This is a genomic window from Halioglobus japonicus (assembly GCF_001983995.1).
In the GTDB taxonomy this organism is placed as follows: Bacteria; Pseudomonadota; Gammaproteobacteria; order Pseudomonadales; family Halieaceae; genus Halioglobus; species Halioglobus japonicus.
In genome coordinates this window covers 669727-692545 of record NZ_CP019450.1, presented here as the reverse complement: position 1 = coordinate 692545, position 22819 = coordinate 669727, and the positions used below count along the sequence as shown (strand labels likewise).

The window sequence follows — 22819 nt, the reverse complement described above, 5'->3', positions numbered from 1 at the left end:
CGCAGGTCCACGCCATGCCAGAAACAACCGTCATCTACCCGGGTACCTTTGATCCCATTACCAATGGTCACGTGGATCTCACTGAACGGGCCGCCCGACTATTCGACAAAGTGGTTGTGGCAATTGCCTACAGTGAGAAGAAGGGGCCGCTGTTCAACATCGAAGAGCGCGTAGCCCTGGCCGAGGCCTGCCTCTCACACCTGCCCAATGTGGAAGTCACCGGCTTCAATTACCTGCTCACCAAATTTGTCCAGGATCAGGGCGCCCGCTGCGTGCTGCGGGGCCTGCGGGCAGTGGCAGACTTCGAATACGAATTTCAGCTGGCTAATATGAACCGCGCCATCTACCCGGAGTTTGAGAGCATCTTCCTCACCCCGTCAGAGCACCTGTCCTTTATTTCATCATCGCTGGTACGCGAAATTGCCAGCCTGGATGGCGACATCACCCCCTTCGTGCCGGCGAGTGTCGCCCAGGCACTCAGGGATAAGTTTGCAGATTAAATAGCCCACCGCGAGCGCGGCGGGCAGGAGTATTACTCTTCGGCTTCCCGCGCAGCGCGGATCGCTTCAACGTCCTTGCCGGTATAGCCGGTCACGCGGCAACCGAGGCAGCGCATAAAGGTTGCTTCACCGGGGCCCAGTACCAGGGTTTCAGCCGCTTCACCGGCATGGCCCGCCAACAGGGTAAAGGGCAGGCTCACCAGCCACACCGCTGCACCGCCTGCAGTCATAACCAGTCCGATCGGGCGCGCTACCAGCAAATCACCCACCATGGCCCACTCGTTGGGGCTCTCATCAATCGCCGATTGTGCCCAGAGCGCCTGAGGCAGCATCATGCATGCAATCAGCAGGGCTGTGACAGCGCGTCGTGCGCCAGTATTTTTTTTCATTGTTTTACTCCCCGGGTTCCCTTCCCGTCCCCTTTGTTTTTTTAAGTGTAGCCGTTTCACCGCTGGCAGGCCACGCAGTACACGGTGGTTCGCTGCCCCAATGTAGACTTTTTTAACATTCGTTGGCAGCGCTTACAGGGCTCACCTTCGCGGCCGTAAACAAACAACTGCTGAGCAAAATAGCCCGGCTTGCCATCACCCCCCACGAAATCTCGCAAGGTAGTACCACCTTGGTTTATAGCGAAAGTAAGTACTCGCTTAATTTCCTCTGCCAGACGCTCATAGCGCGCTCTGGAAATGCGCCCTGCGGGTCGATCCGGGCGGATTCCCGCCTGAAACAGGGCCTCGTTAGCGTAAATATTACCAACGCCCACCACCACCTTGCCGTCCATCACAAACTGCTTCACGGGCACCTTGCGGCCCCGCGATCGACGGAACAGCAGGTCGCCATCAAAGTCTGGGCCCAGCGGCTCGGGACCCAGCCCCTCGAGCAAGTCATGGCTCTCCCCAGGCCCCAGCCAAAGGCAGCAGCCAAATCGCCGCGGATCGTTATAGCGCAGGCAGCGGCCACCCTCGAATACAATATCGATATGATCGTGCTTGCCAGGTGGCTCTCTGGCATCAACTACGCGCAGTGATCCCGACATACCAAGGTGAATCATCATGGAGCCGGCGGCCGTGCGAAACAGCAGATACTTGGCGCGCCGCTCCACCGCCGTCACCTGCTGACCTCGCAACTTGCGCGGCAGCGACGCCGGTACGGGCCAACGCAGGCTGGGGTTGCGCACAATAACGCGTTTAATGGTCTGTCCGGCGGAATAGGGCTCTACTCCCCGGCGCGTGGTTTCGACTTCAGGTAATTCAGGCATTCGGACATCATAACCTGCACCCAGAAACAAAAAACCCCGGCAGTGCCGGGTTTTTTAAGCTTCTACGCAGGTAGGCAATTACTTGATTTTGCCTTCCTTGTACATCACGTGCTTGCGAACAACGGGATCGTACATTTTCTTCTCCAGCTTGTCCGGAGTAGTGCGCTTGTTCTTGTCAGTGGTATAGAAGTGTCCTGTACCAGCTGAGGAGTTCATGCGGATCTTGTCTCTCATGGTCTCTCTCCCTTATACCTTTTCGCCGCGAGCGCGCAGATCTTCAAGAACAGCTTCGATGCCCTTCTTGTCGATGATGCGCATGCCCTTGCTGGAAACGCGCAGGCTGACGAAACGTTTCTCTGATTCCACCCAGAAACGGTGCTGGTGGAGGTTAGGCAAAAAACGGCGACGGGTGCGGTTCTTTGCGTGCGATACATTGTTACCGGTGACCGGGCGCTTGCCGGTAACCTGACATACTCTTGCCATGATCCTGTCTCTCCCAAATCGCGGGAATTAATAAAAAAATGGAGGCTATCAGACCCCAAAAGAGGGACCCCAGCCGCGCGGAGCGCGACTTTATACCAGAACGTACATGCCATAGCAAGAAAAAGCGCGTGCGACACTCAGGCACCCAATGGCATCGCCGGGACCGGATACGGTATGCGGAACAAGCGCCGCTAGATCAGGCCGGCCTCAGCAAACGAGTATTCACTGCCACTGCCAACAATAATATGGTCCAGCACCCGCACATCCAGCAGCGCCAGGGCGGCAGTCAGGCGCTCGGTAATGCGCCGGTCCGCCGAACTTGGCTCTGCGACACCGCTGGGGTGATTGTGCGCAAAAATCACCGCCGCAGCGCGATAGCGCAGCGCCCGCACCGCCACCTCCCTCGGGTAGACCGCAGCGCCGTCCAGCGTGCCCATGAACAAGTCCTCACAGCGCAACAGGCGGTGCTGGTTGTCGAGGAACATGCAGCAGAACACCTCGCGCTCCCGGCGCCCCAGGTGGTGCTGCAGGAATCGTCGGGTGCAGCCCGGGCTGGAGAGCACACTACCCGCCTCCAGTCGCTGCTGGGCCTGGCGCCGCGCCAGCTCCAGGGCGGCCCGCACCACGGCGTACTTGGCCCGCCCCACACCGCGGCAGGCCAGCAGTTCTTCCTCGCCGGCCCGCAAAAACCCTACCAGGCCGCCGAATTCATGCAGGATATCCCGGGCCAGCTCCAGTGCATTGTGGTTGCGATATCCGGTCGCCAGTAATACCGCCAGTAGCTCGGCGTCCGACAGGCTCGCCTCGCCCCTCCCCAACAACTTGTCTCTGGGGCCTTCGCCCGATGGCCAGCATAGGTTTGTCACGTCGCTCCTCCCTGAGCTGCAGTGTCAAATAGGGCCCCGCAGTGGTATCTTTCGGTTCCTTTTCAGTGCAGGGACAATTGTCGCAATTCGGGCCAGGCAATGGGACATCTTTTCAATCGCAATATTCTGCTCGGCGTCAGCGGTGGTATCGCCGCCTACAAATCCGCCGAACTGGTGCGCCAACTCCAGGAAATGGGGGCGAATGTCCGGGTCGTCATGACCCGTGGCGCCCAAGAATTCATCACGCCACTGACGCTGCAGGCACTGTCCGGCAATCCGGTGCACACCGAACTGCTGGATACAGAAGCGGAACAGGGCATGGGCCATATTGAGCTGGCCCGCTGGGCAGACCTGCTGCTCGTTGCGCCTGCCACCGCAGACTTGATCGCGCGTCTGGCCGCCGGTCGAGCCGATGACCTGCTGACCACCGCCGCCCTCGCCACGCCGGCGCCGCTGTTAATGGCACCAGCCATGAACCAGCAGATGTGGAAGGATGCGGCTACCCAGGAAAATATTGCCCAGCTGCAATCGCGCGGCATCCAGATGGTGGGCCCGGCCTCCGGCGAACAGGCCTGCGGCGATGTGGGCCCGGGGCGCATGGAACAACCCGAGGTCATCGCCCGGGCTGCGGCCGACATGTTTGAAACAGGCGCACTGCAGGGCAAACGCGTGGTGATTACCGCCGGCCCCACCCGCGAGGCACTGGATCCCGTGCGCTATATCTCCAACCACAGCTCCGGCAAGATGGGCTACGCGCTGGCCGAGGCTGCCGCGGCCGCAGGCGCTCAGACCACCGTTATCAGCGGGCCCGTGAATCTGCCCGCACCTGAACGGGTCAGCGTGGTGCCTGTGACCAGCGCCCGGGACATGCTCGAGGCCTGCGAGCAAGCGCTGCCTGAATGCGACATATTCATTGCCTGTGCCGCCGTGGCAGACTACCGCCCGGCCGACGTCCAGACACAGAAGATCAAGAAGGGCCCGGATGAGGTGCACCTGGCCCTGGTCAAAAATCCGGATATCGTCGCCGCTGTGGCCGCCAGCGATCACCCGGTATTCACCGTGGGTTTCGCCGCAGAAACCCAACAGGTGATCGAATACGCCCGGGGCAAACTGGAACGCAAGGGCCTGGATATGATTGTGGCCAACGACGTGTCCGACCAGGGCATTGGCTTCAACAGCGAAGAGAATGAAGTCACTGTGCTGTGGGCCGATGGCGAAATTGCCCTGCCAAGGGCCGGAAAATCCACCGTGGCGGCCGGCATCATCGCCCAGATCGCCCTGCGCCTGAGCCCGTAAATAGTACAGATGCCCGTTCACGGCGCCGCGCCGCCGTACTATGATTGTCAGTTCAGCAAGGGACTGTTCAGGCAATGCTTAAACTGATCAAGAAAAATAAAGATAAAGGCGGGAAGGAAGCGCGCTCCAGGACAACCGGGAAGTCTCAGGGCATTTCGTCTCCTGGTAACGCCTTGTACAAGACAATCGCAGCGGCGCTGGGAGGCCTGGCGCTGGTGCTGTTAATCGTGTTTGCCTATTTAATGCTGCTGCGTGAACCCGGCCTGACCAGCAAGCAGACCGAGCTCATCGCCAATGCCTACGCCCACCAACAGGCAACCAACGTCCATCGCACCATCGATTTACTGCGCTCACGCATGGTCAAGGCCGCCAGCACGCCCCTGGCCCAGACAGCGATTACCAACCAGAACCCGGAACAGCTGAAAGCAGCCGAGGATGCGCTGATGGCGTACTTCCCCGACGTGCTCAGCCTGCGCCTGCTGCCCGTTGGAGAAATGGGCACGGCTGCCTTCGAAGGGGGCAACCAGGGCCTGCGCAACCATATTGAAGTCGATCTGGTGGGGCGCACCAGCAATCGCGAAGCGACCCTGCCGGAGGCTTACCAGAGCGACGGCGCGTGGTTGACCTCGCTGGCGCAACTGGTCGAGAAGCCTGGCGTAGACAGTCACAACGCGGTCATTTTGGCCACCCTGCCAAACACCAGCATCAACACCCTGCTGGAAAGCCTCGACAGAAATGCCGGCGAGTTCGCCGTGGAGCAGGCCTACATCAGCCCCTCTGGAGTCGAGAAGACCAACGTTATCGCCAGTACCGGCAGTGCCGGCGACAAAAAGTACACCCGCCGCGCCGATATCCCGGGCACCGCCTGGCGTATAGCTTTCACCCCGTCAGACAAGATGATTAGTGAGTTGTCCGGTTCCAGCGGCGGAATTCTGGTGTTGTTTGCTCTGTGTCTTGTCGCCGCGATCGGCGCATTCGCGCTAATCGCCATTCGCGTACCGCGCACTATTGGCAACGACGTGAATCGCATGATTGCCGCCGCTGACCGTAAATCGGAGCTGATATTGGACACACCCGAACTGGTACCGGCAGCCCGCCAGCTCAGGCGCGCCACATTGCGCGCCATCCGCACAGGTAACGGCGTTGCAGACCCGCAGACAGATCAGCCGGAGGCTGAACTCGATCTGGATGCCGATTCCCTTGAGCTGGACCTCAGCCTGGATACACCGGACATTCCCGACAGCTTCCCGGCGCATATTTTCCGCGCCTACGATATCCGTGGCGACGCCCGCTCCGAGCTCACCGAAGAGCTGGTCAGCCAGATAGGCCGGGCGATAGGCACCATGGCCGGTGAACTGGGCGAGCAGTCGCTGCTGGTGGGTTGCGATGGCCGCAACTCATCTCCGGCCCTGAAGGCCGCCCTGATTCGGGCGCTGATGGAATCGGGTCGCGATGTAATCGATATCGGGCTGGTACCCACGCCGGTACTCTATTTCGCCACCCATCACCTCGATTGCCGCTCCGGCATCATGGTAACCGGTAGCCACAACCCCAAGACAGACAATGGCCTGAAAGTCGTTCTCAACCGCCAGACCATTGCTGCCGGCGGCATCGAGGAAATTCGCGACCGCACCCTCGAGGGTGACTTCAGCCACGGCAGCGGCCGCATGATTAAAGAGGATGTGATACCCGCTTACGTTGAGGAAATTGCCAACGATGTGGCTGTTTCGGTACCCCTTAAGATTGTGGTCGACGCCGGCAATGGCGCCACCAGTGATATCGCCCCGGAACTGATGGCCGAACTGGGCTGCGAGGTCGTACCGCTGTACTGTGAAGTCGACGGCAACTTCCCGCACCACGCCCCCGACACCAGTAACGAAGACAATCTCACCGACCTGATCGCCGCCGTACAGCGCGAAGAAGCCGATTTCGGCGTCGCCTTTGACGGCGACGGCGATCGCCTCGCCGTGGTCACCAGCAGCGGTCGCATCGTGCGTTCCGATGTACTGCTGATGATCTTCGCCGAGGATGTGGTATCGCGGAATCCAGGCGCTGACGTGGTGTTCGACGTCAAATGCAGCCGCAACCTGACCAAACTGATTACCCAGCACGGCGGCCGGCCAGTGCTGTGGAAAACCGGTCACGCCTTCATGAAAGAGAAGATGGCTGAGACCGGCGCGCTGCTCGGCGGCGAATTTTCCGGCCATATGTTCTTTGGCGAACGCTGGTTCGGCTTCGATGACGGCATGTATGCCGCCAGCCGCCTGGCGGAGATTCTGGGTACCCACGGCGAGACCCTGGATCAGGTCATCGACCGATTCCCCGCCACGGTGAACACACCCGAAATTCTCATTCCGGTAGACGACCGCGGCAAGCACGCTCTGGTGGAGCGGATTGTAGCCGGCGCCGACTTTAATGAAGGCCGGGTGAACACCATGGACGGCCTGCGTGTGGATTTTGCAGAAGGCTGGGGCCTGGTGCGCGCATCCAACACCACCGCCGCCCTGACCGCGCGTTTTGAAGCCGACTCGACCGAGTCCCTGGAAAACATCAAAAACGAATTCCGCGAGCAAATCTCACTGGCGGCGCCGTCGCTGGAAGTTAATTTCTGAGCCCGTTACGGGCTCACTCTCTGTACAAGGTTCAAGCATGTCTCTCAATCGCGATGCAGCACTTAATATCGCTCAGGTACTCACCGAGGCCCTGCCCTACATCCAGCGCTTTACCGGCAAGACCATCGTGGTCAAATTCGGTGGCAATGCCATGGTCGATCCCGCCCTCCACGAGAGCTTTGCCAGAGACATCGTATTGATGAAGCTGGTGGGCATGAACCCGGTGGTGGTCCACGGCGGCGGGCCCCAGATAGGCTCATTGCTGGACAAGCTCAATATCAAAAGCGAGTTTGTCGAGGGCATGCGGGTCACCGACAGCCAGACCATGGACGTGGTGGAAATGGTGCTCGGCGGCAGCGTGAACAAGGAAATTGTGTCGTCGCTGAACCGCAATGGCGGCAAGGCGATTGGCGTCACCGGCAAAGACGGCCAGTTGATTCGGGCCCGCAAGCTGCAGGTCACCCGTCACAGCCCGGAGCTTGACGCCTCGGAGATCATAGATATCGGCCACGTGGGCGAGGTCGAACAAATCGATACCGGCGTGCTCAAGGTGATTCTGGACAGTGACTTTATTCCGGTAATTGCCCCGATCGGTGTTGATCGCGATGGCAACAGCTACAACATCAATGCCGACCTGGTGGCGGGCAAGCTGGCGGAAGTCATGCAGGCTGAGAAACTGATGCTGCTCACCAATGTCGCCGGACTACTCGACAAGAATGGCGACACCCTCACCGGCCTGAGCACCAGTGAAGTCGACGCCCTGATTGCCGATGGCACCATATCCGGTGGCATGCTCCCCAAGATTGGCTGCGCACTCGATGCCGTGAAGTCCGGCGTGGCCAGCTCGCACATTATCGATGGCCGGGTGCCACACGCTGTGCTGCTTGAGATTTTCACCAATGAAGGAATCGGCACCCTCATTACCAATCGCCGCGACTGAGCAGAGGTCATTTCAGCCTTAAAAAAACGCTATTTGCGCCGAATTCGCCCTGCGCTTATTGCAGGGCGGTCAGGTAGCGGCTAGCATTGCACTGTACCTGACAAATAGTAGTGCCCATGCCCCCTAAGAAATCCCAACGGCGTCAGCAAATCCTGGAAGCACTGGCCCAAATGCTGGAAGCTAATCCGGGCAACCGCATTACCACAGCCGGGCTGGCAAAAGAGGTGGGCGTGTCTGAAGCGGCGCTCTATCGTCACTTCCCGAGCAAATCAAAAATGTTCGAGGGACTCATCGAGTTTATTGAAGAGACCCTGTTCAGCCGTATCAACCTTATTCTCAATGAAGAATCCAGCGCCGCGGTTCGCTGCGAGAAGATGATTGTCTTACTGCTCGCGTTCACCGAACGCAACCCGGGCATTACTCGGATACTCACCGGTGACGCACTGGCGGGTGAAACTGAGCGCCTGCATGTGCGCGTAGCTCAACTGTTCGATCGGTTTGAAACGCAGCTACGCCAGGTGATTCGCGAGGCTGAAATGCGCGAGGGCCTGCGCCCGCAAATTCCGCTGCCCGCCGCAGCCAACCTGCTGATGGCCGCCGCCGAAGGGCGTATCTCGCAATACGTTCGCTCCGGCTTCAAGCGCACCCCCACCGAAGGCTGGAAGGCCCAGTGGGATCTGTTGATCGATGGTTTCTTCCGCGAGGCTGTCAGCCAGCCAGCACCCGGACCGAGCAGCAGCTACGCCCACTCCTGAGTTCAGCCAGCCGCCAATGGGGCTAGTAGGGATCGTCTTTCTTGAGGGATTGCTGGCGGCGGAATTCCACCATATCCAGCAGCATGGTGAAGCGTTCAATATCGGCCGCGTAGCCGGCGTTCACTGACTGAATCTCCCGCTCACGCTCGGCAATAGCCTTGTCTGTGGCCGCGACTTCACGCTGCAGATCGTCAATCGCCTGGAGGCGCTTGTCATCGACCTTCTGGCCCAGACGTTCCATCTCTGCGGCCTGGGTCTGGTAGTTCTCAATTTGCTGTTTGAGTGAGCGCTTATTGCCTTTCAGAATCGATACGCGGATGCGCAGGTCCATCAGAGCGCGCTCCTGGGCGGCCTCGATGTCCTCAATCGTGGAGTATCGCAGCAACAGGGACTCATCCCATTCCCGCAGGCGCTGCTCTTCCGCCTTGGCCCGGGCCGCGCGGCGCTCTTCGGCATCCGCCATTTTCTGCTCTTCGGGGGTCAATTCACGCGGTACGACGCCAACCACCACACCCTTGGAGTTGAGAATCTCATAGCCTTTCTTGACGTGCTCCGGTGGGACGTGATCGTCCACAACGGTGTTGCCCTGGTCGTTCTTGTAGCGATAGAGGTTCGCTGCCTGGGCTGTAGAGCCAAACAGTAGCGCAGCCACAAAGGCCCCAAGTGTGAGATATTCCGTTATCTTCATGGGGCCAATATAAGGCTTAAGGAACGCAGCCGACAAGCTCAAACGCCATATTGGCTGCGGTATTCCTTCATAGCGGCCAGGGCTAGCGCCCGATCGCCACGCGCCTCGAGGTAATCGATGATGTGGCCCATCTGAATAATGCCCATCACCGGGATGCCGTAAGCCTGCTCCAGTTCCTGGATGGCAGACTGCTCGCCCTTGCCGCGCTCCTGTCGATCCAGCCCGATGGCCACACCCGCGAGGGTGGCACCGGCGGACTCAATCATGGTGATGACTTCGCGCACTGCGGTGCCGGCTGTAATCACATCATCAATCACCAGCACCCGCCCTTCCAGGGGCGCCCCAACGAGCACGCCACCTTCACCATGATCCTTGGCCTCCTTGCGGTTATAGGCAAAGGGCACATCCATGCCGTGTTCATCGGCAAGCGCCACAGCCGTCACAGCCGCCAGGGGAATCCCCTTGTAAGCGGGGCCCAGCAAAACATCAAACTCGATACCGGATTCAACAATGCGCCGAGCATAACAGCGGCCCAACGCAGCCAGAGCGCGGCCGCTGGCAAAAGCACCAGCATTGAAAAAGTAGGGGCTGATGCGGCCCGACTTCAGGGTGAACTCGCCGAATTTCAGTACTTCGTAGTCCTGCGCGAGCTCGATAAATTCTTTCTGGTAGGCCTCCATGGGTCTACAAACTCCTCTGATTAGCTTGGGTCCGACCCCGGTCCGGGCATCATCCCACTTTGTATTCGTCTGATTCCCAGCTAAAATGCTGATTTAGGTCATGACCACGAGCCGGCCCTGTGAGCCAGAATAGTAATAATTAATGGTGGTCATAACGATAGTCTGTTGCAATCGAAAATTGCATAATGAATAGTTCGCGCTCATCACAGCATGCTGTGACGGCACCGGCTGGGTATCATACACCCTCATATATAAAGGGACCACGTAAGCAATGAGGATCATCAGTTTCAGCGCTGACGGCGTTAAAAACGCCGCCGACAAAGGTTTTTACGACTGGCTGAAAGAGCAGGACGCAGATTTTATCTGCATCCAGGATTTGCGGTGCTCGGAATACGACCTGCAGGACAACCTCTACTTCCCTGAAGAGTACAACCCCTATTTCTTTGACGACGTCGACGGCAAGGCCAATGGCGTGGCCATTTACTGCCGCCAGCTGCCCAAGGCCATCATGACGGGCCTGGGCTTCGCCGACTTCGACATGGAAGGCCGCTATATCCAGGCGGACTATGAAAACATCAGCGTGGGCTGCCTGCTGGCACCCTATGCCGAACCGGGCAATGCGGACCAGCTGGCCCGCAAGAACGAGTTCTTCGAGCTGCTGGGCAATCACCTGCAGAAAGTGCGCAACAAGCGCCGAGAATTCATCATCTGCGGCAACTGGAACATCGTCCACACGCCGGGCGACCTCCAGGACACCGAGCGCAACAGCACGGTGCCGGGTTTCCTCGCCGAGGAGCGCCAGTGGATTAACTCTCTGCTGGAAGAAGGCTATGTCGACGCCTTCCGCGAAATCAACTCAGACCAGGACGAGTTCAGCTGGTGGCCGGAAGGTGACCGCAGCTCCAACGGCTGGCGCACAGACTTCCACGTGATTTCCAAAGGTCTGCAGTACGCGGTGGACTACGGCGCGATCTATAAGAGCCGTGAGTTCTCTAATCACGCGCCGATCATCATGGATTACGATATCGAGCTGTAAGGCTCGGGAGTTCATAGGTCATAGAATTAACAGTGCGGAAGCTGTTAAGGGCTTCCGAGACCGCTGCAAGGCCATCCGTGGCGCGCTTCGGCGTCCGCCATCCATGGCTCCCGACGATCTCGAAAGCCCTTAACAACTTCCACACCCCGATCGTTCTCCCCGCGATTTCGTTGGAGGGTCAGTTCCAAGCATTCCATGGCGCGCTTCGACGCCCAGGATCGCCGGCCGCGCCCTCCCTGGCTCTCGACGGTCTCAGAAGAAGTCTTCAGCCTCTACACCTCTCAGCTATCGCCTTCGTAGACCCCGGAACTGAGGTTCGGGGTCGCCGTGTCATCCTGCGGAATCGTCGGGAGGCATGGATGCCGGACACCGAAGCGACCCCATCGATGGGCTCGTAGCGGTTCCGCAGGGTGGCATGGCGATTCCGAACTGGCTTCACCCCACGAAGCCCATGAGTATCAGCCAGCGAGAGCCGCCTTCTGCTTGGCCACCAACCCATCAATACCAGACGCGGCCAAATCCAACATGGCATTAAGCTCTTCACGGGCAAACGGCGCACCTTCGGCAGTACCCTGGACTTCGATAAAACCGCCGTCCTCGCCCATGATGACATTCATGTCGGTATCGGCTGCTGAATCTTCCGGATAGTCGAGGTCGAGGACCGGGACACCCTGATATACACCGACAGACACCGAGGCAATCATCTGCAGCAGAGGATCGGTAGTAATGATTTTCTCGCGCTGGAGGTAGTTGATGGCGTCCACCAGAGCCACACAGGCGCCAGTAATGGAAGCTGTACGGGTACCGCCATCGGCCTGAATCACATCGCAGTCGATGGTAATCGTGTTCTCACCGAGCTTTTTCAGGTCTACGGCGGCGCGCAGGGAGCGGCCAATCAGGCGCTGGATTTCGACGGTGCGGCCGCCCTGCTTGCCACGGGCCGCTTCGCGTCCCATGCGTGAGCCAGTGGATCTCGGCAGCATGCCGTACTCGGCCGTAATCCAGCCCTGGCCTTCGCCGCGCAGGAAGCGGGGCACACCCTGCTCGACCGAGGCGGTACAGATGACACGGGTGTTGCCGAAGCTCACCAGGACCGAGCCTTCGGCGTGGCAGGTGAAGTTGCGGGTGATTTCGATATCGCGAAGCTGGTTGGGCTGACGGCCGCTGGGTCGCTGCATGGGAGTACTCCTAAAAATTGAGGCGCCAAGTATACGCCTGCAAGCGCCTCCAGAGCACTCTTTGATAAACAGGCCCGGGCAATGCTGCTACACTTTCCGCTTACCGCCCAATGAACAGGAAACTCCTTTTGGCCAAGATCCACAGCATGACGGCCTTTGCCCGTGAGAGCAGTGATTTCGGACACGGCATTGTCACTGTAGAGCTGCGCACGGTGAATCACCGCTACCTGGATTGCAGTTTCAAACTGCCCGATACACTCCGCGCCCTGGAACCCAAACTGCGAGAGCTTGCGGGCAAAAAACTGTCCCGCGGCAAACTGGATGTGCTGATGCGCGTACAAGCAGGGGCAGAGCAAAGCGCCACTCTGGAAATTAATCAGGAGCGTCTGGAGACCCTGGTCGCGGCAGCCGGCTCAGTGGCCAGCGCGCTCGATACCGCCGCACCCACGGCGCTGGAAATACTGCAGTTCCCGGGTGTGTGCACCGCACCGGAACAATCCGAGGAAGCACTGCACAAGTCGGCTCTCGATGGGTTTAAAGCGGCACTGGGTACGCTGGCCGACAATCGCCAGCGCGAAGGCGAGAAACTGTCGGCGATGATTGAGGAGCGAATTGCCGCCGTGTCCAGCGAAGTCACTGCCACCCGCAAGCTCGTACCCGAGCTGCAGCAGGCGCAGCGCGACAAGGTATTAGCGAAAATTGAGGACCTCGGTGTTGAGGTAGATCAGGGGCGCCTGGAACAGGAGCTCGTATATCTGGCCCAGAAATCCGATGTGGACGAAGAGCTCGATCGCCTCGACGCCCATGTGGACGAGGTGCGTCGCACCCTGAAGAAGGCCGGTCCCTGTGGCCGCCGCCTCGATTTCCTCATGCAGGAACTCAACCGCGAGGCCAACACCCTGTCGTCAAAATCGACCTCAAGCTCCACTACCCAGAATGCCGTGGAGCTTAAAGTGCTCATCGAGCAGATGCGCGAACAAATCCAGAACATCGAATAAACACCGTGACGAGCACGCAATCCATGAGCCACAAAGGCACTCTTTACACCGTTTCAGCCCCCTCCGGGGCGGGGAAAACCAGCCTGGTCGCGGCCCTGATCGAGGCGACCGTCGGCATTTGCGTCTCGGTGTCGCACACCACGCGTGAACAGCGCCCGGGCGAGACCGATGGAGTCAACTATCACTTCGTCACCGAAGAACACTTTCTGGGCATGCTGGAGCGCGCGGAATTCCTGGAACATGCGCGCGTGTTCGGCAACCTGTATGGCACCTCCCAGATCTGGGTGGAAGAGCAGTTGAACCAGGGCATTGACGTTATCCTGGAGATCGACTGGCAGGGGCCCAACAGGTGAAGCGCCTGCTCCCGGACACCCTATCGGTCTTTATCCTGCCACCCTCGCGCCTGGCCCTGTTGCAGCGTCTCACCGCCAGGGGTCAGGATGAGGCCGAGGTCATCGATGGACGCATGGCGGAGGCCGTGGAGGAGATGTCGCACTACGTTTCCAGCGATTTCATGGTGATCAATGACGATTTTCAGGTAGCACTGGAGGAATTGCGCGCCATCGTGACCTGCCAGCGCCTGACGACGGACCGCCAGCGCAGGATTCACGGGGCATTGCTCGACGAACTGCTGTCCTGAGATGGCAAAATTCCCGCTTGGGGGATTGGCCCTGGCAAGGTATAATTTCTGGTTCTTTTTTTAATCAACCTTTTATACAGGACACACTAATGGCACGCGTTACCGTTGAAGATTGCCTGAACAATGTCGCCAACCGCTTTGAACTGGTTATGGTTGCGAGCAAGCGGGCTCGCCAGATGGCCACCGGCGGCAAAGACCCCATGGTGGAAGAAGAGTCTGACAAGCCCACCGTTATCGCCCTGCGCGAAATCGCTGAAGGCCTGGTGACTCCCGACATCCTCACTCGTGAAGACGAGCTGGAAGCCGAGGAAGAGCTGGCTGAAGTGATGATGGAAGCCTCCGTAGAGCCTCAGTAACCCCACCTCTGATCGAGGGCATTCCTGCATAATCCCATGGCTACGCAGACACTGGATGCCCTCGAGAACACGCTCCACACCTACCTGACCCCGGAGCAGACCAACAACGTCATACGTTCTTACTACTTCGCCGAACAGGCCCACTTCGGGCAGATGCGGCGCAGTGGCGACCCCTATGTCACCCATCCGCTGGCGGTAGCCGGCATACTCGCCGACATGCACATGGATCATCAAAGCCTGATGGCCGCCATGCTGCACGACGTGATCGAAGACACCGGCATTCCCAAATCGGCCATTGGCGACCAGTTCGGCAACGACGTCGCTGAGCTAGTCGATGGCGTGAGCAAGCTCACCCAGATGGAGTTCGAGTCGCTGGAAGAGAAGCAGGCGGAGAATTTCCAGAAAATGGCCCTGGCCATGGCACGCGATATCCGCGTCATCCTGGTTAAGCTGGCGGACCGCCTGCACAACATGCGCACTCTCGGTGTGCTCCAGCCCGCCAAGGCCCGGCGGATTTCCCGCGAGACTCTGGAAATCTACGCCCCCATCGCCATGCGCCTGGGGATGAACAACGTGCGTATGGAGTTCGAGGACCTGGGCTTCTCCGCCATGTACCCCATGCGGGCCAGCCGTATCGATGCAGCCCTGCGCAATGCGCGCGGCAACCGCAAAGAACTGGTCGACAAGATTCGCAGCCAGATCGAGACCACCCTGACCCATGAGGGCCATGAGGCGGAAGTGATCGGCCGCGAGAAGCACTTGTACAGCATCTACAAAAAGATGAAGTCCAAGCGCAAGTCGTTCGCCGAGATCATGGACGTGTACGCCTTCCGTATCATCGTCGACTCCGTGGACACCTGCTATCGCGTGCTCGGCTGTGTGCACAGTCTGTACAAGCCTGTACCCGGTGAATTCAAGGATTACATTGCCATCCCCAAGGCCAATGGCTACCAGTCGCTGCACACGGTATTGATCGGTATGCACGGTGTGCCGATCGAGATCCAGATCCGCACCCGCGAAATGGAAGATATGGCCAACAACGGGATTGCCGCCCACTGGCTCTACAAGAGTGACACCCAGTCCGCCAATGGCAGCCACGCCCGGGCCCGCGAGTGGGTACAGGGCCTGCTTGAAATGCAGCAGCGCGCCGGCAACTCACTGGAATTTATCGAGAGCGTCAAAATCGATTTGTTCCCGGACGAGATCTACGTATTCACCCCCAAAGGCAGAATTCTCGAATTGCCCCGCGGCGCCACCGCGGTCGACTTTGCCTATGCCGTGCACACCGACGTGGGCAACAACTGCGTGGCCTGCCGTATTAACCGCCGCCTCGCCCCCCTGTCCGAACCGCTGGCCAGCGGCCAGACGGTGGAGATTCTGACGGCACCAGGGGCCAGCCCCAATCCGTCCTGGTTCAACTACGCGGTAACGGCCAAAGCGCGCACCAATATCCGCCACTACCTCAAGAACCAGACCCGGGAAGACTCCGTGTCACTGGGAAGACGCCTGCTGGAACGCGCCATGGCCGCCCTGGACAGCAGCCTGGATTCGGTTCCCGAAGATGAGTTGCAGGAGTTTTTGGGCAGCAACAACTACGCGGTGCTCGAAGACCTGCTCGAGGATATTGCCCGCGGACATCGACTGCCGGCGATTACCGCCCAGCAGATTCTCGGGGTGACCGCGCCCGAACAGGAGGCCAGCAGCGACAACGCCCAACCGGTGGCGATTCGCGGTACCGAAGGCTTCATGCTGTCCTATGCCAAGTGCTGCCACCCGATTCCGGGCGACCCGATCGAGGGTTATCTGAGCTCGGAGAAAGGCGTGGTCGTGCACCGTGAGCGGTGCAACAATCTCGCCGACATGCGCGAGAATACCGATCGCCTGGTGGCGCTGCGCTGGGACGAAAAAGTCGAGGGTGAGTACGCCGTCGAGCTGCGGATCGAAGTGGAAAACCGGCGCGGTATGATTGCCGTGATCGCCACCCGCATTAATGCCATGGGCGTGAACATCGAGAAGATCTCCACCGAAGACAAAGACCACCAGTTCACCTTCGTAGATCTGGAAGTCCTGGTCGAGAATCGCGTCCACCTCGCCAGAATCATGAAACGCCTGCGCAGCGTAAACTCCGTGCGCAAGGTAACCCGACTGAAGAACTGATCGCACAGCGACACCCACAGGAGCACACCATTGACTAATCGCGCCGTTATTTCCACGCCCGACGCCCCCGAAGCTATTGGCCCCTACTCGCAGGCGGTCAAAGTGGGCAACACTGTCTGGATCTCTGGCCAGATTCCGCTGGTTCCCGGCTCCATGGAATTGATCACCGGCGATATAGCCGCCCAGGCACGACAGGTATTCGATAACCTGGCAGCCATAGCCGAGGCCGCCGGTGGCAACCTCAACAGCGCCGTGAAAATCAATATCTCGCTCACCGACCTGGGCGACTTCGCCGCGGTCAACGAGGTCATGGCCAGCTACTTCGACGAGCCCTATCCGGCCCGAGCCTGTGTGCAGGTGGCGGCCCTGCCCAAAGCCGTTGATATCGAAGTCGAGGCCATTCTGTCGGTTTAGGTCATGACCCTCACCGAACTGCGCTACCTGGTTGCACTCGCTGAGTGCGGGCATTTTCGCAAGGCTGCCGACACGTGCAATGTCAGCCAGCCGACGCTCAGCATCGCCATCAAAAAGCTGGAAGAAGAACTGGGTATCGACCTGTTCGAGCGGGCCCGGCACAAGGTCAGCCCCACGCCCATTGGCGAGCAAGTGGTCAACCAGGCGCGCACGGTATTGCAGGAAGCCAGCAACCTGGTCCAATTGGCGGAGCAGGGCAAAGACCCCTTGGGCACGGTCTTGTCGGTCGGTGCCATTTATACCGTCGGCCCTTACCTGTTCCCGCGATTGGTCTCCAGCCTGCGCAAGCAGGTGCCGGAGATGCCACTGTATATCGAGGAAAACTTTACCGCGTCGCTGCGCGGCAAATTGAGCCGCGGCGCCCTGGATGCAATTTTCGTTGCCCTGCCCTTTACCGAACCGGACGTGGTGACCCGCTCACTCTACGACGAGCCCTTTGTGGTGCTGATGCCGGAAGATCACCCCCTGGCGAAAGAAAAAGCCATCGACCCCGCGGCCCTCGCCGCGCACAAAGTCCTGATGATGGGCGAGGGACACTGCTTTCGCGACCAGGTGCTGGAGGCCTGCCCGGGGCTGCAGGAATCGATCGTCGAACACAACGCCCGGGACCAAGCGACCGTAGAGGGCAGCTCCCTGGAAACCCTGAAGCACATGGTTGCCGGCGGCATGGGTATTACCGTGTTGCCTGACTCCGCCGCCAGCCTGGCCCTGTACGGCGACACGCCGCTGACAGTGCGGCCCTTTACTGATCCGGCACCCGCGCGGACCATCGCCCTGGCCTGGCGGGTCAGCTACCCTCGCCACCAGGCCATCGACGCACTAACGGACGCCCTGCGGGAAGCATGAGCGGCATTGCCGGCGCACCGGTACAGGAACTGCGCGGCGTGGGCCCCGCCCTCGCCAACAAGCTCGCAGACTACGGTGTTCACCGGGTAGAAGACCTCCTCTTCCACCTGCCACTGCGCTACCAGGACCGCACCCGGGTAACCCCCATAGGCGCACTCCAGGCCGGGAACGATGTCGTTGTCGAGGGCGACGTTCGCGTCGCCGATATCGCCTTTGGCAAACGCCGTTCGCTGGTGGTGCGGATTCAGGACGGCAGCGGCACGCTTACCCTGAGGTTCTTTCACTTTTCAGCGGCGCAGAAGAACAATCTCAAACCGGGCACGCGCCTGCGCTGCTTCGGCCAGGCCCGCCGCGGCGCCAGTGGCCTGGAAATGTATCACCCGGAGTATCGCCAGGTGGCCGACGATGAGGTCACCGACGAGGAAGCGCTGACACCGGTTTATCCCACTACCAATGGCATTGGCCAGAACCAGTGGCGCAAGCTCTGCGAGCAAGCGCTGTTGCGCCTGCGCCGCGATCCTCCCGCTGACCTACTGCCCCCGGGCCATCAACTGAACTACGATCTGGCGGCCGCACTGGCGTTTTTGCACACGCCGCCGCCAGAAGCCCCCCAGGCACAACTGGTCGCAGGTGAACACCCGGCACAACTGCGTCTGGCACTCGAAGAACTGGTCGCCCACAACCTCACCCTGCAAGGCCTGCGCCAGCAGCAACAGGCCGAAGGTTCACCCGCCCTCACCGGCGGCGACGCATTGCTGGAACGCTTTTTCGCGGCACTGCCCTTTACACCCACCGGTGCGCAGCGGCGCGTTATCGCCGAGATCGACGCCGATATTGCCCGTACCCACCCGATGATGCGACTGGTCCAGGGCGATGTCGGCTCCGGTAAAACCCTGGTAGCAGCCGCGGCCGCCCTGCGGGCCATTGCCAGCGGCTATCAGGTCGCCATCATGGCCCCTACCGAAATTCTCGCCGAGCAGCACCGCAATAATTTTGCGACCTGGTTCGCCGATCTCGATATCGAAATCGCCTGGTTGAGCGGTCGCAGCAAGGGTAAAACACGCAAGGCCGCCCTCGAGCAAATCGCCAGCGGCAGTGCCGGCCTGGTCGTGGGCACCCACGCCCTGTTCCAGGACGACGTCATGTTCCTCCGCCTGGGCCTGGTGGTTGTCGACGAACAACACCGCTTTGGGGTTCACCAGCGTCTGTCGCTGACCGAGAAATCCGGGCCCGATGTCGGCCGGCCGCACCAGCTGGTGATGACTGCCACACCCATTCCGCGCACGCTGTCCATGGTCGCCTACGCTGACCTGGACTGCTCAATCATCGACGAACTGCCCCCGGGCAGAAAGCCGGTGGAGACGGTACTCATTGACAACACCCGCCGCGAGCGTATCGTCGAACGCGTCGCCGCTGCCTGCGAGAGCGGACGCCAGACCTACTGGGTGTGCACGCTGGTTGAAGAAAGTGATGTTCTCCAGGCCCAGGCCGCCGAAGCCACCGCGACCGAATTGCAGGCCGCGCTGCCACAACTGCGCATCGGCCTGGTGCACGGGCGCCTGAAACCGGCGGAGAAAGACACGGTAATGGCCGCCTTCAAAGCCGGCGACCTCGACCTGCTGGTCGCCACCACTGTCATCGAAGTGGGCGTCGACGTACCCAATGCCAGCCTGATGATTATCGAGAATCCGGAGCGACTGGGCCTGGCACAGCTACACCAGTTGCGCGGCCGGGTCGGCCGCGGCGAGGCAGCCAGCCACTGCGTGCTGCTCTACCAGTCACCGTTGTCCGCCAACGGCAAACAGCGCCTCACCGCCATGCGCGAGAGCAGCGACGGGTTTTATATTGCCGAGAAAGATCTGGAATTGCGCGGGCCGGGCGAAGTGCTGGGCACCCGACAGACGGGGCTGATGGAGTTTCGCGTGGCGCAGCTTCCAGCCCACAATCACCTGCTAAACAAGGTACAGGAGATTGCGGCGGATATTCAGGCGCATCATCCGGCACTGGTGGAACCGCTGGTTCAGCGGTGGACGGGTAGTACTCGGCAGTTTGCCAAAGTTTAACCGCTCTCTTCCAGCTAGATCAGTAGAACCACAGGTCCCACATCACTGACGCAACCGAGCGCCTCCGTGGAATGATTGCTTGCTGAACCATCAGGCCACGCTTATACGCAGCCAGAGGCAGCGAAGGGCTTTCCGCGGGGAGTGTTTGAGGATTACGCAGCAATCCCACTCCGAGTTGCCCCGCGGCCGTAGCTGCCGAAGCTGCCGAAGCGGAGCATGTGGCCGTTCAGCAAGCAATCATTCCACGGAGGTGCGGCTAGCCAGCACCGTCCAAAAATCAAGATCCCTCGCGAAGCTCCCGGGTTTTCGACTTGAGTGCGGGCAACCCAATTGACGCCAGAGTCTGCATATTGCGCTGGGGAATCGGCTCGGGATCAGGGTAGTCGCCGAGCACCCGGGACAGCATGTCTTCGCGCAGGAAATGGATCGTCGGCCAGGGTGCGCGATTGCTGAAATGGCTGGTGGCAGCAGGGTCTTCGCCATCGAACAGATAGTCCGGATGAAAACTCGCCAGTTGGACCACGCCTTCCAGGCCGGACTCATGCAGGAGATCCTGGGCGTCGGCAAGAAGATCGAGATAGTCATCGAAGGACTGCAGGGCATTGGCAAACACCAGCAGCGTGGTGGCCACATCTTCTTCCGGGGTGGACTGCAGTAGATCCAGCTCCAACAAAAAAGCCCGGAGCAAGTCCGGGCCTTCTGTTTTGTCACAGACCGCGACCCGCAGGGCCGGGCTGTCGAGGACCGGGCGGGCGAAGGGGCAGAGGTTGAGGCCGACAACGAACTCTGTCAGCCATGCGCGCGTCTGCCGCTCTACCGCATCCCGGTCAGGCATTGCCTCAGGGCATGATGGGCGGCAGTTCTTTCTGCAGCGCCATCTTCTGCTTGGTAGCATCGCCAGTCAGGGCAAACCCGAGCAGGTCGCCCGCGGCATTGCGGAATTCACCCTTGACGTTATTGCCGTCGATCTCGAAGGACCATTCACCCTCAGCGCCCTGTGCCGGTGGCGCAACGGTAACCGGGCAGGCGGGCACCTTGATGGTGACGGGCATGGCCGGATAGCTCACCTCGGTCGGCTCGCCAGTGAGGGTCTTGGCTAGGGCGCGAGCCTGGGCCATCAGCGGCGCAACGTACACCAGTACGTGGCCGTTCACCTCGGCGCAATCGCCCATGGCGTACACGTTGGGAGCACTGGTTTCCAGCAGGCGGTTGGTGACGACACCGCGATTGGTATTGATACCAGAGGCCTGGGCCAGATCGACACGGGGGCGAACGCCCACGGCCGAAACCACCAGATCGGCGTCAATGGTCTCGCCGTTGTTCAGGCTGACCTTCACACCGCTATCGGCATTATTAACCGCGGTCACGAGCGGGCCGAAGTGGAACTTGGCGCCTTTTTCTTCAAGCGCGGCCTGAACAGCCTTGCCGGCAGGTTCTGGCAACAACGTCGGCAGACAGTAACCCAGGGGGTCGACAGTCTCAGTAGCAAAGCCACCGTTAATCAGGTCGTTGGTGTACTCGCAACCGATCAGGCCGCCACCAATCAGGCAGACCTTCTTGGCATCGTTCTTCTTCATGGCCGTGCGGAAATCGTCGAAGTCCAGCAGGTCGTTAATGGAGTACACCTTGTCCAGGCCATCGCCTTCAATGGGCGGGCGGATAACATCGGCGCCCAGCGCCAGTACCAGCTTGCTGTAGTGCACGGCGGTTTCGTTGTCGCCGACCTTGATCAACTGGTTGGCGGTGTCGATTTCGCCCACCTTGGTCATGGTCCATACACTGGCCTTGAGCATACGGCCCATGGAGCCGGCATCCATTTGTGCCAGATCGTCGGTGCTCATGTCCTTGGTGTAGCCTGTGGACAACATCGGCTTGGAGTAAGAGCGGCCATCGTCTGAAGTGATCAGAATCAGCGGGGTCTCGGCGTCGTGCTTGCGGAACTCCTTAGCGAGACCGTAGCCGGCGAGGCCCGTGCCCAGAATGACGACCGGGGCGTGGACCTTGTCCACCACCGGTTCCTCGTGATGCGGGGTGTCCTCAATCGGCGACTCCTCGAGCAGCTCAAAGTCTTCTTTGCCGACGCCACAGTCGGGGCAAAGCCAGTCTTCAGGCACATCTTCCCACTTGGTGCCGGGGGCGATGCCATCGTCAGGCCAGCCTTCCTTCTCGTCGTACACCAGGCCACAGACAATACATTCCCATCTACTCATTTCGAACTCGCTCAAGGGTTAATTGGGGACGGACCACTATAGGGTCGTGTGAAAAATGTGCAAGGGCAATTCGCAACCCGCGAGCTGACAATTTGAGCCACCGGCAACTTGCAAGGGAAGGCGCTATCAAGCATTCTCCCCGGGCCATGCAAGACAGCCCTGAAACCCGCAATCGAGTCCAGCACGAACCCCTGTGGCGCCCTCATCAGCGCTTCACGTCCGGGGAGTTGTCGGCGCATGTCCGCCGCTGGTTGCTGGACGACGGTTCCCTCACGGGCAGGCTGATAGAACAGCGCCGTGGGACGTTCTCGGTGCAGCGCCTGTTCCAGGGCTGGGAAGTGCCACTGCCAACCGAGCAGCGCTTGTTGGAGCTGGGACAGCGCCAACTGGCCATCATCCGCGAGGTGCTGCTCAAGCAAGGCGACCAGCGGGTGGTATTCGCCCGCAGCGTCATGCCACTTTCGAGCCTCACCGGTGATCTCACCCACCTGCGCAGATTACAGACCAAACCCCTCGGGGCCATTCTGTTCAGCGACCCCAATATGCGCCGCAGCCCATTCGAGCTCGCCAGGATTACCGGCGATAGCGAATACTTGCCGCCCCAGGTTCAGCAGCCGGACGAGGCCTGGGCGCGTCGGTCGCGCTTTGATATGGGCGGCCGCAGCGTCATGGTCAGCGAGGTCTTTCTCGAGGCGTTCGAACCCTGGCGCGCTGTGTTGCCAGTGCACCGCACCCAGCGCGGCAAAGTCAGCGCTGCAATTGTCCGCCCGAAGCATTAAGCTG

23 protein-coding genes and 1 pseudogene are annotated in these 22819 nt (G+C 60.1%); 14 read left to right on the top strand and 10 right to left on the bottom strand.

All coding sequences use genetic code 11. The features are described 5' to 3' along the window. Positions 1 to 14: 14 nt before the first annotated feature. Entirely contained in the window at positions 15 to 500 is a 486-nt protein-coding gene (gene coaD / locus BST95_RS03305; RefSeq protein ID WP_084198153.1) for a pantetheine-phosphate adenylyltransferase, read from the top strand. Positions 501 to 532: 32 nt separating this feature from the next. On the opposite strand, the gene BST95_RS03300 is transcribed toward coaD, so the two are convergent. From BST95_RS03300 to radC, 5 genes are all read right to left on the bottom strand, one after another. Then, complete coding sequence (locus BST95_RS03300; RefSeq protein WP_084198152.1) at positions 533 to 889, bottom strand: hypothetical protein; 357 nt, start codon at positions 887 to 889, stop codon at positions 533 to 535. A gap of 56 nt (positions 890 to 945) precedes the next feature. Then, positions 946 to 1758, bottom strand: a complete 813-nt coding sequence (mutM, locus tag BST95_RS03295; RefSeq protein WP_084198151.1) for a bifunctional DNA-formamidopyrimidine glycosylase/DNA-(apurinic or apyrimidinic site) lyase — start codon at positions 1756 to 1758, stop codon at positions 946 to 948. Positions 1759 to 1836: 78 nt separating this feature from the next. Further along, positions 1837 to 1992 (bottom strand): 50S ribosomal protein L33, encoded by a 156-nt coding sequence (gene rpmG, locus BST95_RS03290; RefSeq protein ID WP_066056902.1) that lies wholly within the window; start codon positions 1990 to 1992, stop codon positions 1837 to 1839. Positions 1993 to 2004: 12 nt separating this feature from the next. Then, complete coding sequence (gene rpmB, locus BST95_RS03285) at positions 2005 to 2241, bottom strand: 50S ribosomal protein L28 (protein ID WP_066056899.1); 237 nt, start codon at positions 2239 to 2241, stop codon at positions 2005 to 2007. Positions 2242 to 2432: 191 nt separating this feature from the next. After that, complete coding sequence (gene radC, locus BST95_RS03280; protein WP_084198150.1) at positions 2433 to 3107, bottom strand: RadC family protein; 675 nt, start codon at positions 3105 to 3107, stop codon at positions 2433 to 2435. A 99-nt stretch (positions 3108 to 3206) separates the two neighbouring features. Here radC and coaBC point away from each other — a divergent pair, with 99 nt between their 5' ends. The 4 genes from coaBC to slmA all read left to right on the top strand — a co-directional run bounded on the left by coaBC (position 3207) and on the right by slmA (position 8710). Next, entirely contained in the window at positions 3207 to 4403 is a 1197-nt protein-coding gene (gene coaBC / locus BST95_RS03275; protein ID WP_084198149.1) for a bifunctional phosphopantothenoylcysteine decarboxylase/phosphopantothenate--cysteine ligase CoaBC, read from the top strand. Positions 4404 to 4576: 173 nt separating this feature from the next. Next, positions 4577 to 7015 (top strand): phosphomannomutase/phosphoglucomutase, encoded by a 2439-nt coding sequence (locus BST95_RS03270; protein WP_229801911.1) that lies wholly within the window; start codon positions 4577 to 4579, stop codon positions 7013 to 7015. A 37-nt stretch (positions 7016 to 7052) separates the two neighbouring features. Then, positions 7053 to 7955 carry an acetylglutamate kinase gene (gene argB / locus BST95_RS03265; RefSeq protein WP_066056887.1) on the top strand — a complete coding sequence of 301 codons (903 nt, stop codon included), beginning with the start codon at positions 7053 to 7055 and terminating at the stop codon, positions 7953 to 7955. 116 nt (positions 7956 to 8071) lie between these two features. After that, entirely contained in the window at positions 8072 to 8710 is a 639-nt protein-coding gene (gene slmA / locus BST95_RS03260) for a nucleoid occlusion factor SlmA (RefSeq protein ID WP_084198147.1), read from the top strand. Between the two features lie 22 nt (positions 8711 to 8732). On the opposite strand, the gene BST95_RS03255 is transcribed toward slmA, so the two are convergent. Beyond that, complete coding sequence (locus tag BST95_RS03255) at positions 8733 to 9398, bottom strand: hypothetical protein (RefSeq protein WP_084201031.1); 666 nt, start codon at positions 9396 to 9398, stop codon at positions 8733 to 8735. A gap of 38 nt (positions 9399 to 9436) precedes the next feature. Beyond that, on the bottom strand, positions 9437 to 10078 hold the full coding sequence (pyrE, locus tag BST95_RS03250; RefSeq protein ID WP_084198146.1) for an orotate phosphoribosyltransferase: 642 nt from the start codon (positions 10076 to 10078) through the stop codon (positions 9437 to 9439). 271 nt (positions 10079 to 10349) lie between these two features. Between pyrE and BST95_RS03245 the strand changes: the two genes are divergently transcribed. Then, positions 10350 to 11114: an exodeoxyribonuclease III gene (locus BST95_RS03245; protein WP_084198145.1), complete on the top strand. Its 765-nt coding sequence runs from the start codon at positions 10350 to 10352 to the stop codon at positions 11112 to 11114. 458 nt (positions 11115 to 11572) lie between these two features. On the opposite strand, the gene rph is transcribed toward BST95_RS03245, so the two are convergent. Next, positions 11573 to 12292: a ribonuclease PH gene (gene rph, locus BST95_RS03240; protein WP_084198144.1), complete on the bottom strand. Its 720-nt coding sequence runs from the start codon at positions 12290 to 12292 to the stop codon at positions 11573 to 11575. Positions 12293 to 12420: 128 nt separating this feature from the next. Between rph and BST95_RS03235 the strand changes: the two genes are divergently transcribed. The 7 genes and pseudogenes from BST95_RS03235 to recG all read left to right on the top strand — a co-directional run bounded on the left by BST95_RS03235 (position 12421) and on the right by recG (position 19826). Then, complete coding sequence (locus BST95_RS03235) at positions 12421 to 13290, top strand: YicC/YloC family endoribonuclease (protein ID WP_308428335.1); 870 nt, start codon at positions 12421 to 12423, stop codon at positions 13288 to 13290. Between the two features lie 23 nt (positions 13291 to 13313). After that, a pseudogene (gmk, locus tag BST95_RS03230) lies at positions 13314 to 13930 on the top strand (guanylate kinase). 89 nt (positions 13931 to 14019) lie between these two features. Further along, on the top strand, positions 14020 to 14286 hold the full coding sequence (gene rpoZ, locus BST95_RS03225; RefSeq protein WP_066056870.1) for a DNA-directed RNA polymerase subunit omega: 267 nt from the start codon (positions 14020 to 14022) through the stop codon (positions 14284 to 14286). Between the two features lie 36 nt (positions 14287 to 14322). Further along, on the top strand, positions 14323 to 16443 hold the full coding sequence (spoT, locus tag BST95_RS03220; RefSeq protein WP_084198143.1) for a bifunctional GTP diphosphokinase/guanosine-3',5'-bis pyrophosphate 3'-pyrophosphohydrolase: 2121 nt from the start codon (positions 14323 to 14325) through the stop codon (positions 16441 to 16443). A gap of 30 nt (positions 16444 to 16473) precedes the next feature. Further along, positions 16474 to 16857, top strand: coding sequence for a RidA family protein (locus tag BST95_RS03215; protein WP_066056863.1), 384 nt, complete (start codon positions 16474 to 16476; stop codon positions 16855 to 16857). A gap of 3 nt (positions 16858 to 16860) precedes the next feature. Then, positions 16861 to 17763, top strand: a complete 903-nt coding sequence (locus BST95_RS03210) for a hydrogen peroxide-inducible genes activator (RefSeq protein ID WP_084198142.1) — start codon at positions 16861 to 16863, stop codon at positions 17761 to 17763. Further along, complete coding sequence (recG, locus tag BST95_RS03205) at positions 17760 to 19826, top strand: ATP-dependent DNA helicase RecG (protein WP_084198141.1); 2067 nt, start codon at positions 17760 to 17762, stop codon at positions 19824 to 19826. The genes BST95_RS03210 and recG overlap by 4 nt, the downstream gene beginning before the upstream one ends. Positions 19827 to 20103: 277 nt before the next feature. On the opposite strand, the gene BST95_RS03200 is transcribed toward recG, so the two are convergent. Together BST95_RS03200 and BST95_RS03195 are read right to left on the bottom strand one after the other, a co-directional pair. Then, positions 20104 to 20661, bottom strand: coding sequence for a DUF1415 domain-containing protein (locus tag BST95_RS03200; protein ID WP_084198140.1), 558 nt, complete (start codon positions 20659 to 20661; stop codon positions 20104 to 20106). 4 nt (positions 20662 to 20665) lie between these two features. Continuing rightward, a complete protein-coding gene (locus tag BST95_RS03195) occupies positions 20666 to 22036 on the bottom strand; it encodes an FAD-dependent oxidoreductase (RefSeq protein WP_084198139.1) in 1371 nt (456 codons plus the stop codon). A gap of 146 nt (positions 22037 to 22182) precedes the next feature. Here BST95_RS03195 and BST95_RS03190 point away from each other — a divergent pair, with 146 nt between their 5' ends. Then, positions 22183 to 22815, top strand: coding sequence for a chorismate--pyruvate lyase family protein (locus BST95_RS03190; RefSeq protein WP_084198138.1), 633 nt, complete (start codon positions 22183 to 22185; stop codon positions 22813 to 22815). Positions 22816 to 22819: the final 4 nt, after the last annotated feature.